Source organism: Geobacillus lituanicus (assembly GCF_050994965.1).
GTDB classification, from domain to species: Bacteria; Bacillota; Bacilli; order Bacillales; family Anoxybacillaceae; genus Geobacillus; species Geobacillus stearothermophilus.
In genome coordinates this window covers 3,146,497-3,160,489 of sequence record NZ_CP194773.1, presented here as the reverse complement: position 1 = coordinate 3,160,489, position 13,993 = coordinate 3,146,497, and the positions used below count along the sequence as shown (strand labels likewise).

At 53.7% G+C, this 13,993-nt stretch carries 12 protein-coding genes, 1 other RNA gene and 4 pseudogenes; 14 read left to right on the top strand and 3 right to left on the bottom strand.

Annotation, left to right across the window (positions count from 1 at the left end):
- Window positions 1–102: 102 nt before the first annotated feature.
- The 5 genes from secG (at window position 103) to ssrA (ending at window position 4,693) form a co-directional block, all read left to right on the top strand.
- Complete coding sequence (gene secG, locus ACR1UW_RS16215) at window positions 103–339, top strand: preprotein translocase subunit SecG (protein ID WP_033008932.1); 237 nt, start codon at window positions 103–105, stop codon at window positions 337–339.
- Between the two features lie 74 nt (window positions 340–413).
- Window positions 414–1,154, top strand: a complete 741-nt coding sequence (gene estA / locus ACR1UW_RS16210) for a carboxylesterase (RefSeq protein WP_033008930.1) — start codon at window positions 414–416, stop codon at window positions 1,152–1,154.
- A 22-nt stretch (window positions 1,155–1,176) separates the two neighbouring features.
- The gene (gene rnr, locus ACR1UW_RS16205) at window positions 1,177–3,453 is read left to right on the top strand and encodes a ribonuclease R (protein ID WP_044743777.1); all 2,277 of its coding nucleotides are present in this window, start codon (window positions 1,177–1,179) and stop codon (window positions 3,451–3,453) included.
- 79 nt (window positions 3,454–3,532) lie between these two features.
- The gene (gene smpB, locus ACR1UW_RS16200; protein WP_013144268.1) at window positions 3,533–4,000 is read left to right on the top strand and encodes an SsrA-binding protein SmpB; all 468 of its coding nucleotides are present in this window, start codon (window positions 3,533–3,535) and stop codon (window positions 3,998–4,000) included.
- Window positions 4,001–4,341: 341 nt separating this feature from the next.
- Window positions 4,342–4,693, top strand: a transfer-messenger RNA (tmRNA) gene (ssrA, locus tag ACR1UW_RS16195).
- Window positions 4,694–5,142: 449 nt separating this feature from the next.
- On the opposite strand, the gene ACR1UW_RS16190 is transcribed toward ssrA, so the two are convergent.
- Entirely contained in the window at window positions 5,143–5,568 is a 426-nt protein-coding gene (locus tag ACR1UW_RS16190; RefSeq protein ID WP_033008926.1) for a DUF6114 domain-containing protein, read from the bottom strand.
- Window positions 5,569–5,590: 22 nt separating this feature from the next.
- Entirely contained in the window at window positions 5,591–6,181 is a 591-nt protein-coding gene (locus tag ACR1UW_RS16185; RefSeq protein ID WP_498934093.1) for a DUF6230 family protein, read from the bottom strand.
- 227 nt (window positions 6,182–6,408) lie between these two features.
- On the opposite strand from ACR1UW_RS16185, the gene ACR1UW_RS16180 reads away from it, so the two are divergent.
- From ACR1UW_RS16180 to ACR1UW_RS16170, 3 genes are all read left to right on the top strand, one after another.
- Entirely contained in the window at window positions 6,409–7,584 is a 1,176-nt protein-coding gene (locus tag ACR1UW_RS16180; protein ID WP_033008925.1) for a helix-turn-helix transcriptional regulator, read from the top strand.
- Window positions 7,585–7,856: 272 nt separating this feature from the next.
- Window positions 7,857–8,093 carry a YuzF family protein gene (locus tag ACR1UW_RS16175; protein WP_011232507.1) on the top strand — a complete coding sequence of 79 codons (237 nt, stop codon included), beginning with the start codon at window positions 7,857–7,859 and terminating at the stop codon, window positions 8,091–8,093.
- Between the two features lie 21 nt (window positions 8,094–8,114).
- Window positions 8,115–9,014 carry a manganese catalase family protein gene (locus tag ACR1UW_RS16170; protein ID WP_011232506.1) on the top strand — a complete coding sequence of 300 codons (900 nt, stop codon included), beginning with the start codon at window positions 8,115–8,117 and terminating at the stop codon, window positions 9,012–9,014.
- Window positions 9,015–9,140: 126 nt separating this feature from the next.
- On the opposite strand, the pseudogene ACR1UW_RS16165 reads toward ACR1UW_RS16170, so the two are convergent.
- Window positions 9,141–9,557, bottom strand: a pseudogene (locus tag ACR1UW_RS16165) (LysR family transcriptional regulator substrate-binding protein); the annotation flags it as partial.
- Between ACR1UW_RS16165 and ACR1UW_RS16160 the strand changes: the two are divergent.
- The 6 genes and pseudogenes from ACR1UW_RS16160 to ACR1UW_RS16135 all read left to right on the top strand — a co-directional run bounded on the left by ACR1UW_RS16160 (window position 9,511) and on the right by ACR1UW_RS16135 (window position 13,974).
- Window positions 9,511–10,369: pseudogene (locus ACR1UW_RS16160) on the top strand (dihydrodipicolinate synthase family protein). The pseudogenes ACR1UW_RS16165 and ACR1UW_RS16160 overlap by 47 nt on opposite strands.
- Before the next feature lie 307 nt (window positions 10,370–10,676).
- Window positions 10,677–11,594, top strand: a pseudogene (locus tag ACR1UW_RS16155) (aldehyde dehydrogenase family protein); the annotation flags it as partial.
- Between the two features lie 39 nt (window positions 11,595–11,633).
- Window positions 11,634–12,281: a GntR family transcriptional regulator gene (locus ACR1UW_RS16150; RefSeq protein ID WP_289651588.1), complete on the top strand. Its 648-nt coding sequence runs from the start codon at window positions 11,634–11,636 to the stop codon at window positions 12,279–12,281.
- A 64-nt stretch (window positions 12,282–12,345) separates the two neighbouring features.
- Window positions 12,346–12,666: pseudogene (locus ACR1UW_RS16145) on the top strand (flavin reductase family protein); the annotation flags it as partial.
- Complete coding sequence (locus ACR1UW_RS16140; protein ID WP_080729557.1) at window positions 12,659–12,868, top strand: hypothetical protein; 210 nt, start codon at window positions 12,659–12,661, stop codon at window positions 12,866–12,868. The pseudogene ACR1UW_RS16145 and the gene ACR1UW_RS16140, both read left to right, overlap by 8 nt.
- Before the next feature lie 104 nt (window positions 12,869–12,972).
- Window positions 12,973–13,974 (top strand): TAXI family TRAP transporter solute-binding subunit, encoded by a 1,002-nt coding sequence (locus ACR1UW_RS16135; RefSeq protein WP_044743770.1) that lies wholly within the window; start codon window positions 12,973–12,975, stop codon window positions 13,972–13,974.
- Window positions 13,975–13,993: the final 19 nt, after the last annotated feature.

The window sequence follows — 13,993 nt, the reverse complement described above, 5'->3', positions numbered from 1 at the left end:
GAGGGGGCTTTCGTCGTGTTGAGACAGGCCCGCCAGTTGCCGCCAACGGCGATCTATGGTATAGTGAAATTATTGCAATATCGGTCGTTGGAGGTGTCAAGCATGCATGCCTTGCTTGTGACGCTGCTTGTCATTGTGTCGATCGCGCTGATTGCGGTGGTGTTGTTGCAGTCGGGCCGCAGCGCCGGGCTGTCGGGGGCGATCACCGGCGGCGCCGAGCAATTGTTCGGGAAGCAGAAAGCACGCGGGCTCGATGCGGTGTTTCAGCGCGTGACGGTTGTGTTGGCCGTTTTGTTCTTTGTGTTGGCGATTCTTGTTGTTTATGTCCAACCATCATAAGCAAAAAACGGGGGCGGTCCAAAGGGAAGCGGGCTGCCTTTTCTATTTCAGCAAGAAAGGAAGGAGAACGAATGATGAAAATTGTTCCGCCGAAGCCGTTTTTCTTTGAAGCCGGGGAGCGGGCGGTGCTGCTGTTGCATGGGTTTACCGGCAATTCCGCTGATGTTCGGATGCTCGGGCGTTTTTTAGAATCCAAAGGCTATACGTGCCATGCGCCGATTTACAAAGGACACGGCGTGCCGCCTGAGGAGCTCGTCCACACCGGGCCGGATGACTGGTGGCAAGATGTCATGAACGGCTACGAGTTTTTGAAAAACAAGGGCTACGAAAAAATCGCCGTCGCCGGACTGTCGCTTGGAGGCGTATTTTCATTGAAATTAGGTTACACTGTACCTATAGAGGGCATTGTGACGATGTGCGCGCCGATGTACATCAAAAGCGAGGAAACGATGTACGAAGGCGTGCTCGAGTATGCGCGCGAGTATAAAAAGCGGGAAGGAAAATCAGAGGAGCAGATCGAACAGGAGATGGAGAAGTTCAAGCAGACGCCGATGAAGACGTTAAAGGCGCTGCAGGAGCTGATCGCCGATGTGCGTGACCATCTTGATTTGATTTATGCCCCGACGTTTGTTGTGCAGGCGCGCCATGATGAGATGATCAACCCGGACAGCGCGAACATCATTTATAACGAAATTGAATCGCCGGTCAAACAAATCAAGTGGTATGAGCAATCAGGCCATGTGATTACGCTTGATCAAGAAAAAGATCAGCTGCATGAAGATATTTATGCATTTCTTGAATCGTTAGATTGGTAATGGAGAAAGGAGGGGATGGACAATGGATCATGTGTTGGCCGAACGCATCTTAACGTTTATGCGCGATGAGGCGTATAAGCCGCTGACGGTCGAAGAGTTGGAAGAAGCGTTTGGCATCGAGGATGCCGATGGATTCAAGGAGTTTGTCAAAACGCTTGTCGCCCTGGAAGAGGAAGGACTCATCGTCCGGACGCGCAGCAACCGCTACGGCGTGCCCGAGCGGATGAATCTCGTGCGCGGCAAGGTGATTGGCCACCCGAAAGGATTCGCGTTTGTCACACCGGAGGAGCCGGGACTGGATGATATTTTCATCCCGCCGTCCGAATTGAAAAACGCGATGCATGGCGACACCGTGCTTGTGCGCGTCCAGGCCGATTCATCGGGGGCGCGCCGTGAAGGGACGATCGTCCGCATTGTGGAGCGCGGGGTGAAAGAAGTCGTCGGCACGTACACCGAAAGCAAATATTTCGGCTTTGTCATCCCGGATGACAAGCGGATCGTCAACGACATTTTCATTCCGAAACACGCCGCGAACGGTGCGGTCGAAGGGCATAAAGTCGTCGTCCGGCTCACCTCGTATCCAGAAGGACGGATGAGCGCTGAAGGGGAAGTCGTCCGAATTCTCGGCCATAAAAACGACCCGGGCGTCGACATTTTGTCGATCATCTATAAGCATGGGCTGCCGCTTCAATTTCCCGATGACGTCATCGAGCATGCGAACCGTGTGCCCGATGTGATTACCGAGCAAGATTTGGAAGGGCGGCGCGATTTGCGCGGCGAGATGATCGTCACCATTGACGGCGAGGATGCGAAAGACTTAGACGATGCGGTGACGGTGACGAAGCTGGAAAACGGCAACTATAAGCTCGGCGTCCACATCGCCGACGTGAGCCATTACGTCGAAGAAGGCTCGCCGATCGACCGCGAGGCGTATGAGCGCGGCACGAGCGTCTATTTGGTCGACCGCGTCATCCCGATGATTCCGCACCGGCTGTCCAACGGCATTTGTTCGCTCAACCCGAAAGTCGACCGGCTGACGCTGTCGTGCGAGATGGAGATCACCCCGCAAGGCGAAGTCGTCCGCCATGACATTTTCCAAAGCGTCATCCGCACGACAGAGCGGATGACGTATTCCGATGTCAATAAAATTTTGGTGGACAAAGACGAAGCCTTGCGGGAAAAATACGCGCCGCTTGTGCCGATGTTTGAGCTGATGGCTGAGCTCGCCGACATTTTGCGCACGAAGCGGATGAAGCGCGGGGCGATCGATTTTGATTTCAAAGAAGCGAAAGTGCTCGTCGATGAAAACGGCAAGCCGTACGATGTCGTCTTGCGCGAGCGGTCGGTCGCCGAGCGGTTGATTGAAGAGTTTATGTTGGCGGCGAACGAAACGGTCGCTGAGCATTTCCATTGGCTGAACGTACCGTTTATGTACCGCGTCCATGAGGATCCAAAGCCGGAAAAACTGCAACGTTTCTTGGAGTTCATCACGAACTTCGGCTATGTCGTGAAAGGAACGGGCAACCAAATCCACCCGCGCGCCCTCCAACAAATTCTCGAAGCGGTGCGCGGCGAGCCGGAAGAAATGGTGATCTCCACCGTCATGCTTCGGTCGATGAAGCAAGCGCGCTATGACGCCGAGAGCCTCGGCCATTATGGGCTGTCGACTGAGTTTTACACCCATTTTACGTCGCCGATCCGCCGCTATCCGGACTTGATCGTCCACCGGCTCATCCGGACCTACTTGATCAACGGGCAGATGGATCCGGAGACGCAGCGAAAATGGGCGGAAAAGCTGCCGGAGATTGCCGAGCATGCATCCAACATGGAGCGGCGCGCCGTCGAGGCCGAGCGGGAGACGGACGATCTGAAGAAAACCGAGTTTATGGAAGACAAAATCGGCATGGAATTTGACGGCATCATCAGCTCGGTGACGAACTTCGGCTTGTTCGTTGAGCTGCCAAACACGATCGAAGGCCTGGTGCACGTCAGCTACTTAACCGACGACTACTACCGCTATGACGAGCGCAGTTATGCGATGATCGGCGAGCGGACGGGAAAAATGTACCGCATCGGCGATGAAATCACCGTCCGTGTCATCAACGTCAACAAAGACGAACGGATCGTCGATTTTGAAGTCGTCGGCATGAAAGGACGCCGCCCGCCGAAGGCAAAAGCCGCGCCGGTCGTTATTGAAGGAAAAAAACAAAAGAACGGCAAGCCGAAAGCAGAGGCAAAAGGAAAAACCGGTGCGGGCCGCGCCGCGAAAGCAAAAAAGAAGAAAAAGAAAAAACGGTGAGGAAAAGCCGAACGGGCGGCTTTTCCTTCCTTTTCGTTTTTGGTAAAATAAGAAACGCCGATGAGGAGGGGGAAAACGGATGCCGAAAGGCGAAGGAAAAGTGATCGCCCAAAACAAAAAAGCGCACCACGACTATTTCATCGAAGAAACGTATGAAGCCGGCCTCGTTTTGCAAGGGACGGAAATCAAATCGATCCGCAACGGCCGGGTGAACTTGAAAGATTCGTTCGCCAAAGTGGAAAAAGGGGAAGTGTTTCTCCATAACATGCATATCAGTCCGTATGAACAAGGCAACCGCTACAACCATGATCCGCTGCGGACGCGAAAGCTTTTGCTGCACCGACGCGAAATCAACAAGCTGATCGGCTATACGAAAGAGCAAGGGTATACGCTCGTGCCGCTGAAATTGTATATTAAAAATGGCTTTGCCAAAGTGGAGCTTGGAGTGGCCAAAGGGAAGAAAAAATACGACAAACGGGAAGACATGAAGCGGAAAGAAGCGCAGCGCGAAATCGAGCGGGCGTTCCGCGAGCGGCAAAAGCTGTAGAGAGGCAAGCCGCCGAGCGGGCATTTGCCGAGGGCGGGAGCCTGAAACATCGGGCTTTTGGCGGGCATTGCCGGTTTGGGAACGGCGGAGGGATGTTTGGTTCATCGCGGCAAGCGGGGGCATTTCTTGCGTCGCCGTGTACGGAAAATGGGATGGGCTGATTTTTCTTGGCAAGTGCCAAGAAGCCGTGTTCTCAATCATCCGGCACAACATTCGGAGAAGAGCCTGTTTTTTGGCGAGATTGAAAACATTCCCATTGAAAATGCACCGCGTCATGGTATAATAAAAAGTGCAACAGCCAGTTATTCCATGCTTAAGCTGTTCCGATCTCTTCGCACCGCGGGGACGATCCGGATTCGACAGGGGTAGGTCGAGCTTAAGCGGCGAGCCGAGGGGGACGTCCTCGTAAAAACGTCACCTAAAGATAACTGGCAAACAAAACTACGCTTTAGCTGCCTAATTGCTGCAGCTAGCTCCTCCCGCCATCGCCCGCGTGGCGTTCGAGGGGCTCATATGAAGCGGGCTACGCCCAAATCCGCCGCCTGAGGATGAGGGAAGAGACGAACCAGGCTAGCCGCCGGGAGGCCTGTCGGTAGGCGGAACGGACGGCGAAGCGAAATATACCGACTACGCTCGTAGATGCTTAAGTGGCGATGCCTCTGGACGTGGGTTCGACTCCCACCGTCTCCATTTCCGATATCCGAACGGTTCGGACGAGAAACTGTGAAACCCTTGATACGACTGCATTTGCAGTCGTTTTTCATTTTTTGGGAATCCCCAAAAAACGATAGAATACGAAAAAATTTTGCACGAATTTTGCACCGCGTTTTTACCTTGCATTGTATACCGAGTTCGACAGTGACTAAGTAAACAAAATGCCTCTCATCCCTTGAGGCCAAAGGGACGAGAGGCATTTGGGCATCCTTCCAGCGTGTATCTAGGCGCGAGGATGGATGCCTACAATCTTCGGAGGCGGCCTCAGCTCTAGCGCCGATCTTGTTCTGCAGCGATGATGGGCCCATAATATGAATATGCGCCTCGTTTGTTCATGATGAATGGATTCGTGATCGGGAAAAAGAGATAAAAAAAGAAGGCCGAACGAACGAATATTTTGCTTCGTTCGGCCGAGCGATCGGCGCCTGTTAGTCGATTGCGGCGGATGGCTCTTTGTCCGCCGCCGCTTCATGATGAGCAGCAGGAGCGTCGGCTTCAGCCCATTGCGGGCGCCAGGCGATGCAAAGCGCCCCGCCGATGATGCCGAGAATGGTGCCGACTAAGAAGCCACCCAAGGCGCCCATGATCGACAGAATGGCACTGAACATGCCGATGATGCCGAGCAAGGTGGATAGCCGCGGCATGGCGTAGGAAAGAATCCCCATCAACATGACCATGCCACCAAGGAAAAAGCCGGCGAACACCATGCTTCCGGGAACGAGAGAAATTTCGTATAGCTGCATCGGAACCCATAAAATCACAAGGCTTGATAACAAGAGAAACGTTGCCCCCCAAAATGGGCGGCGTTTCCACCAGCGACCGAACGCCTGCCAGCTGGAACGAATGATGCCCAATGTCCCTCATCCTTACCGAGAATTAGTTGAGTTTTTCAAAGTACACTTTCATGCCCGGCAGCGACACTTTTTGCTGGAACAAGTAGACGGTTTTAATATCACCGTTTTCGATCGTAATGCTGTCGGCTCCTTGTGTGAATTCTTTGGCCGCTTTCTCGACTGGGTTGCTCGTATCGCCGACATAGCTTTCTTTCATCGTCAAGCTGCCGAAGGAGATGTTGCCGTTAATTTGCGTCGCTTTTTGCACGAGGCCGTCAATGGAGACAGGCTCGCTCGCGACAATGACGACGCGAATGCCCAAGGTCGGGAAGTCTTTCGAAATCCGAAGACCTTGAATCGTCGCTTTATCCATTTCATTGACGAAGACCGGCGTCTGCGGCGCATTGCCTGCTTCCGCCACGCCGCCGTACATTTTAAACCCGCTGCCGTTCAGTTTGTCAAATTGAACGGTGAACTCCCCGACCCCACTGATCGGCACGGCATAGGCGACGCCTGTCAGCCCGAAGATCGACAGCAAGGCGCCTAACAGCAGGAACCCTCCCAACAGTGCGGCGATCAGCGGCTTTTTCGCCGTGCGCCCCCCAATGATGACCGGTTTTGTTGCCATTTCCATGGCGTTTCTCCTCCCCCTTTTTTTGAATGATCAGCGCTGTAAGCGCTTTAGTGAATCTGTTTAAATTTTATGACAATTATACATTCCATTACATCCCTATGTTTGTCGGATTTTTTAAGTGCTGTTGGACAACCGTGACGGGCAAAAGAAGGAATTGACCGATCGAATTAAGAAAGTAGATGATCAAAGTAGTCGATCACTAGCGGGGATGCGGGGGGAGGATGGGGATGTCGAAGGAATTAAATGATCATTTGCTTCGTTTGCTTCATGAAGCGGCCGACATCTTGCATAGGTATGCGGCGGAATTGAACCGGGAATGGAAGCGGATCGGCGAAGCGCTTGGCAAGCGGAATGCGCGGGTTCAAGAGGTGTTTTCCACGCTGTGCGCATTCGTTCAGGCAAGATTGCTCCCGTACGGGGGTGACCATCCAGCGAATGGGCAGCTCGAACGCATTGCGGCGTTTCATCCGGAGATGGTCATATTTTCCCTGAATTTAATGGAAAATACGGTTCATCAAGTGTTGAAGGCGCATGCGTCAGCGGCTGCTGCGCTGCACCCAGCCGTGCGGTATTTGTTTTTTAAATGGAATGAATGGTTGTTGTATGAAGTGAATGAACAATCATTCAAACCCAGTAGCGATTCCGCGTGGAAAAAAGAATCCTTGTGGAAAGACGCCGTCATTTTGTTTAACGAATGGATTTTGCGGGCGCAGACGTTTGAGGAATCGGCGGCGCATATTTGTTTTGGTTTTTCTTATTTTCTTCCTTTCAGCCGCTGCGCTCTGTTTCAATTTGTCAATCAGGAGAGCACAGCCATCGGCCTGCACGGGTATGGCGTGGACAACGGGCAAATTCAGCGCTTGCGCGTGGAATTGGACAGCATTCCGATGTTGAAAGAAAGTGTGGGGAAATTGAAAGCGGAAGTGCATGAGTTTCGCCATTTTCGTCCGATTTATGTGCCGAGGGCGAGCGAACAGTTTCCGCGCCTGTATGTGGACCTGTTCGGTTTGGCCTCGCTGGTGATCGTTCCGGTGTATGTGCCGACGGAAGGGCGGATGATTGGAGGCGTCGTTCTCGACCGCGGACCGGGCCGCTTCTTTGCCGTTGACCGCCGCCTGTTTCCCGCGCTGATGAAATTTGGTCAAAGCGCGGGGGAGTTGCTGCTGAAATGGATCGAGGCGCCAAAAAAAGAATGGGAAGGAATGACGGAATCCTTGTCGCCAAGAGAAATGGAGATTTTGAAGCTGCTTGCGGACGGAGCCTCGACATTGGAAGCAGCCTGCCAGCTTTATTTGAGCGAATTTACAGTGCGCGACTATATTTCGAGCGCCTTAAGGAAGCTTCGCGCCAAAAATCGGACGGAAGCGGTGGCGAAGGCGCTGCGCCTTGGGTTGATTGGATGACGAGGCGGACTGGTCTGTCTCCGGCCGTTTCATTTCACACCATTTTCGCCGATTGCTCACCGTTTTTTGGCTGTTTGATCGTTTTGTGGTGCAAAAGATTCCGAGCGTTCGCCGCTTTCTCGCGGCGTAACCATCGTTGGAAGCGGCTTGATGAGTAGGCATCAAGGCCGCTTTCTTTTTTAGGGCGCTTGGTTTTTTGTCATGTTTGGCACGGGGCGGCATATGGATAAAAAGGGAATCTTCTTCAACGCATCAAAAGGGAGGAAATGAGAATGAACCAGCCCTACGCGTCCCATGCTTCGCCGCCGCAGCTTATTGCCTTGGTTGACCCGTATGTGTACCACGCTTTCCAAGCTTTGAACGGCAAAGAAGTGGTAGTGGAAACCGTCCGCGGTTCGATCCAAGGAACGGTGAGGGATGTGAAGCCAGACCATATCGTCATCTCAGCGCATCAGGCGGTTTATTACATCCGCTTGGCGCAAGTGGTGTCTGTTCGCCTCAGCAATTAATGGAAAAGGAGGAAAAGAGTCGTGGTATTTCAGCGGATCGACCGGCTGGCGATTGAATTGCCGAAGCCCAAATACGCGGACCCCAATGCGGCTGCCGCTGTTCAGGAGCTGCTTGGCGGCCGTTTCGGAGAAATGTCGACGTTAAACAATTATTTGTTTCAGTCATTCAATTTTCGGCAAAAAAAGAAGCTGCGCCCGTTTTACGAGTTGGTGGCGAGCATCACCGCCGAAGAGTTTGGTCATGTGGAGCTCGTGTCCAATGCGATCAACCTTTGCTTGACCGGCTCCACCCATCCAGGTGATCCGGATACAGCGCCGATGAAGGATGCGAAAGACAAGCGCAATACGTATCATTTTATCGCGACGGCGCAGACGGCGTTTCCCGGCGATTCGATGGGGAAGGCGTGGACGGGGGAGTACGTGTTCAACAGCGGCAACTTGATTTTGGATTTGCTTCACAACTTTTTCCTTGAATGCGGAGCGCGCACGCATAAAATGCGCGTCTATGAAATGACGGACCACCCTACCGCCCGCGAGATGATCGGCTACTTGCTTGTGCGCGGGGGCGTTCATATTTTGGCGTACGCCAAAGCGATCGAAGTGGCTACGGGGGTCGATGTGACGAAACTGCTGCCGATCCCGAAGTTGGATAACCGTGTGTTCGACGAGGCGAGAAAGTATGAGGATCAAGGCGTCCACCGCCGGCTTTATACGTTCAGCGATCGCTATTACAAAGAAATCGTCCGCATTTGGCAAGGAACCCATCCAAGCGATGGACAGCCGCTCGAGGTGGTCGAAGGAGCGCCCCAAGGGGGGGCGATCCCCGATTTGGACGAAGTGCCGGAAGAATTCGCCCCCGGGATTTCGGCCGAAGATTTTTTCGAAATCGCCAAGCGGCTGCAACGGTCGGCAGGGTTGTGATGAGGCGCCCAACGGCGCCTGATTTTTTTGGAAAGCCGGTCGTTGAACAAAAAGGGCGGCGCAACGAAGAGATGACGCCAATGTTGTTTTTTCCCTTCACTTGAGCGTCCATGATTGGAGGAATCGCTATCTTTCTTCATGTTGTCCGCCGGCGGCGCGGGCCGCAGCGGTTTGGAGCACGTCGAGGAATGTTCAGGCGCTTTTTGGAAAATACCGTTGTCGGTCGAGGATGGCGGCGGCTTCCGCTGTCATCGAAGAGTCGATGATCTCCAGCACCTTGATGACGGGGAGGCGAAACAAGGCTACAGTGGATTGCGGCACAATGGTGGCCCCGAGGCCTTGGGCGACAAGGGAGAGCAATATGGTCGCGTCCGGGCATTCGCATAGAACGTTCGGTTCAAAGCCATGGCGGCGGCATTCCTCGATGACCCGCTCGTACTGTCCGGCGCCGTGCACCCGGTGGAGAAGGAGAAGCGGCCAATCCGCAAAATCGCGCATGTATAACGCGGTTTGGCCGGTCTTCCATTGCGCCGGCAACACGCCGTTTGATGAGGAAGGAAACGTGGATTTTGCGGCGCTTGCCGCGCTCATCGATTGGCATATTGAAAGCGGCACGCACGGCATTTCCGTCACGGGAACGTCGGGAGAGCCAAGTTCGCTGACGCTTGACGAGCGGAAACAGGTGATGGAAACGGCGAAAAAAGCGGTGGCGGGTCGGGTGCCGTTCGTGCCGGGGACGGGCTCGACGAACCATGCGGAAACGATCGAGCTGACTAAATTTGCGCAGGAGATTGGCGCCGATGCGGCGATGGTCATCGTCCCGTATTACAACCGCCCGTCTCAAGCTGCTCTCTATAAACATTGTGAACTACCCACCACCTACGCTTCGCTTAGAGGTGGGGGCTTCAAGCGACTTGTGTGTGTTCGCTGAACGGTAAGCCACACACAAGAACCCTTTACGCTTCCCTTCGTTCCGAAGGTGTCCGTTCTAGCCATATTCTATCATATTCGTTGGCTAACGCCAACCGAAATTCATCTCCCACTTTCACTGGTGCTGGCGCACCTTCACGTTTAGAAGTAGGAGACTTCTTTCGGAGGGAAGTTAAAGCGGTGGCCGAGGCGGTCGACATTCCGATCATCGTCTACAACATTCCGGGGCGGACGGCGGTCACAATGATGTGCTGTTTATTGAAACGAATCCAGGCCCTGTCAAAGCAGCGCTCGGCATGATGGGGAAAATCACCTCGAAGCTCCGGCTGCCGCTCGATTTGCCAAGCGAAGAACATCAGCGGCAAATCCGCCGCACGCTCGTCAAATACGGACTGCTGGCCGAAGAGCCATCCAAAACGGCATAACGGGGTGGGAGGAGAAGAGATGGTCAATGTGCGCTTGCGCCTGGCCGGCATGGGGCGGGCGATTGAGGCGAAGGCGGATCCTTGGAGCGGAACGGTGTCGTTTGGCGATCGGACGCACCGCATCGATGAATGGGAATGGGCTGCGCCTGTTGACGGGGCGATGTACGGGGTGGCGCTGAATGATGAAAAGGAGTGGGAAGCGTTGTCAACCGAAATGAACGCCCCGCCGTATGAAAAGCCGCCGGAGGGCCCGGTTTTGTATATGAAGCCGGCCAACACGATCAACGCCCATCGGCGGCCGGTGCTGCTGCCTCGCGGGGTGTTCAACGTCGTGCACGGGTTTGGCGAAATGGCGGGCGCCGCATTGGTCGCCCATCCGGACGTGCGCCTCATCTCGTTTACCGGCGAGACGACGACCGGCATGGAGATCATCCGCAACAGCGCGGCAACGTTGAAAAAAACATCGATGGAGCTCGGCGGCAAGTCGCCGCTCATCGTGTTCGCCGACGCCGATCTCGATCGGGCGCTTGACGCAGCGGTGTGGGGCGTATTTTCGCTCAATGGCGAGCGGTGCACGGCCAACTTGCGGCTTTTGCTTGAACAGTCGATTTACGATGAATTTGTCGCCCGGCTGAAAGAGCGCGTCGACCGCATCGTCATCGGCGATCCGATGAACCCCGCGACCGAACTGGGACCGCTCATTCATCGCGATCATTGGGAGCGGGTGAACCGCTATATTGAGATCGCCAAACAGGAAGGGGCGGACGTCTATGCCCCGGGCGTTCCGAAAGGGCTGGAGCGCGGCAACTTTGTGCCCCCGACATTATTGCTTAACTGCCGCAACGATATGAAAGTGGCGCAGGAAGAAATTTTCGGACCGGTCATGGCCGTCATGTCTTTCACGAGTGAAGAAGAGGCCATTCGGTTGGCGAACGATGTGAAGTACGGATTGGCGGCGTACGTCTGGACGAACGACATGAAGCGCGGCCACCGCGTCGCCCAAGCGATCGAAAGCGGGATGGCGTGGGTCAATTCACCGAACGTCCGCGATTTGCGCATCCCGTTTGGCGGGACGAAATACAGCGGCATCGGCCGCGAAGGCGGGCATTACAGCTTTGATTTCTATACGGAAGTGCAAGTTGTCCACGTCGCGGTCGGCGATCCGCCAATCCCCGCATTCGGCAAAGGGGAGAAACAGACCGCCTTGTCTGCCGAACAGGCATAATGGCTAGTCAATGTATACGATCTAGTATATGATAAACGTATGGAAACGAAAGCGAAAAACAAAACCCAATTGGCTTACGAGTATATTCTTTCTCGCATTGAAAACGGCGTCTATGGCCCGGGATACCGGGTCGTCATCGACCAAATCGCCCGCGAGCTTGGACTCAGCAGCATCCCGGTGCGGGAGGCGATCCGCCAGCTTGAAGCGGAAGGGCTTGTCGAGTTCAAACCGTATACGGGCGCCGTTGTGAGCAACATCAACGAGAAAGAATATATCGAGACGCTGTCGGTGTTGGCTGTGCTGGAAGGCTATGCGACCGCGCTTGGCTCCGCCAATTTGACGAAGGAGGCGATCAACGAGCTTGAGCGGTTGAACGAACGGATGGAGCGGGCGCTTGAAGAGCTGGAGCTGGAACGGTTCAGCGAGCTGAACTATGAATTTCATTCCTTGATTTACGCCCATTGCGGCAACGCCTACCTCGAAGAGCAAATCAAGCAAATTTGGCAGCGGATGAAGCGCATCCGCTTGTACGGATTTACGTTTGTCCCGCAGCGGGCGAAAGCATCGATCGAAGAACATAGAGAGATCATCCGTCTGTTGCATGAACAGGCGCCGCCGCATGAAATCGAACAATACGTCCGTCAACACAAAATCAACACCGCCGAAGCGTTTAAGCGGCGGCGCTGATCTTCTTCCGCCGGGTGGAGGCCTGGCGGGAGAATGATGATTTGAAAGCGCTATCAATATAAAAGGGGTCAAAGCGAGAATGCATGACATCATCAAACAAACAGGGAAGTTTGCCATTAACATTTTGACGCGCGGCCAAGAGGAGTTGTCGCGCTTGTTTGCCGGCCAGTTGAAGGAAGAACGACCGGTTTCATTTGAATGGGTGAACGGCCATCCGATTTTGCCGGAGGCGTTGGCGAATATGTTATGCAACGTCCACAGTTCATACGTCGCCGGCGATCATACGCTTTACTTTGGGGAAGTGACCGATATTTTGATGAAAGACGAACCGGGTGACCCACTCTTATTTTTTGAAGGGAAGTACAGGAGTGTTGATCATGCATGATGAGACAGTCGTGATGGCCGGCGGACAGCCGGCCGGTTATCTGTTGTTTAGTGATAACGAACTGATGATTTATGAGGGAATGCGGGGTGAAATCCGGATTTTGTCAAATAGGGAAGCTTTGCAAAACTTGAACTTTGCTTCCTTCTGCAACCACGGTTTGGTCGGAAAGTGTGGGGTTTTCCCTGCCGTTCTGCATGATTAATAGAAAAATAGAACTAAGGAAATAATATTATGATGGTTGTGAAAATATGTTCGATGCAATATAATCATAAAGGGAAACCGAAAATAGCAAAGGAGATGATGACGATGAAGAAGCGAAAGTGGTTTGCGCGCGCAATGACTGTTCTTTCTCTGTCGCTGTTGCTTGGCGCTTGTGGAAACGGTAACGGCAATGGAGGGACAGAGCAAGAAGGGGCCGACGGGAAGCAAGGCGGCGACGTGAAATTCCTCAGCATTGCCACTGGCGGGACAGGCGGAACGTATTATCCGCTTGGCGGGGCCTTTGCCGATATTATCAAAGATGAAACGGGCATCGACGCCAATGCCATCACTTCGGGGGCATCGGCGGAAAACATGGCGATTTTGGATGCGGGCGATGCGGAAATTGCATTTGCGCAAACTGACATCGCGACATACGCGACGGAAGGAAAATTAATGTTTAAAGAGAAAATTGAAAGCGTGAAAGGGATCGCGACCCTTTACCCGGAAACGATTCAAATTGTCACCACGAAAAAATCGGGCATTCAGTCCGTTGAGGATTTAAAAGGGAAAGTCGTTTCTGTCGGGGAAGCGGGCTCGGGGACGCGGGCAAATGCGGAGCAAATTTTGGAAGTTCACGGCATGACGTTTGATGATATTAAAGCGCGCAATTTGTCGTTTGATGATTCCGTCTCCGGCATCCAAGATGGCACGATTGACGCCGCTTTTATTACGGCGGGAACGCCGACAGGAGCGGTAGAAAGCTTGTCAGCGACGGAAGACGTTGTGATTGTGCCGATCGCTGAGGACAAAATCAATGCGCTGATTGAAAAATACCCGTACTATGCGAAAGACGAAGTGCCTCAAGGGACGTATAAGCTAGCGGAAGCGGTTCCGACGGTCGCCGTGCGCGCGATGCTCGTCGCTCGGGCGGATTTGCCGGAAGACACGGTCTACAACGTGACGAAAGCGATTTTTGAAAACTTGGATAAGGTCAAACATGCCAAAGCCCAGCAAATCAAGCTGGAAAATGCGCTGGATGGCATGTCGATCGAGCTTCACCCGGGGGCGAAGAAATACTTTGATGAAAAAGGAGTTAAAGCGGAATAACGGTGTCACGGGAAGGACT

What these genes read in the sequence shown, in the direction of transcription:
- secG (WP_033008932.1), top strand. Translation starts at nt 103, where the DNA reads ATGCATGCCTTGCTTGTGACGCTGCTTGTCATTGTGTCGATCGCGCTG.
- estA (WP_033008930.1), top strand. Translation starts at nt 414, where the DNA reads ATGAAAATTGTTCCGCCGAAGCCGTTTTTCTTTGAAGCCGGGGAGCGG.
- rnr (WP_044743777.1), top strand. Translation starts at nt 1,177, where the DNA reads ATGGATCATGTGTTGGCCGAACGCATCTTAACGTTTATGCGCGATGAG.
- smpB (WP_013144268.1), top strand. Translation starts at nt 3,533, where the DNA reads ATGCCGAAAGGCGAAGGAAAAGTGATCGCCCAAAACAAAAAAGCGCAC.
- ACR1UW_RS16185 (WP_498934093.1), bottom strand. Translation starts at nt 6,181, where the DNA reads ATGGAAATGGCAACAAAACCGGTCATCATTGGGGGGCGCACGGCGAAA.
- ACR1UW_RS16180 (WP_033008925.1), top strand. Translation starts at nt 6,409, where the DNA reads ATGTCGAAGGAATTAAATGATCATTTGCTTCGTTTGCTTCATGAAGCG.
- ACR1UW_RS16175 (WP_011232507.1), top strand. Translation starts at nt 7,857, where the DNA reads ATGAACCAGCCCTACGCGTCCCATGCTTCGCCGCCGCAGCTTATTGCC.
- ACR1UW_RS16150 (WP_289651588.1), top strand. Translation starts at nt 11,634, where the DNA reads ATGGAAACGAAAGCGAAAAACAAAACCCAATTGGCTTACGAGTATATT.
- ACR1UW_RS16140 (WP_080729557.1), top strand. Translation starts at nt 12,659, where the DNA reads ATGCATGATGAGACAGTCGTGATGGCCGGCGGACAGCCGGCCGGTTAT.
- ACR1UW_RS16135 (WP_044743770.1), top strand. Translation starts at nt 12,973, where the DNA reads ATGAAGAAGCGAAAGTGGTTTGCGCGCGCAATGACTGTTCTTTCTCTG.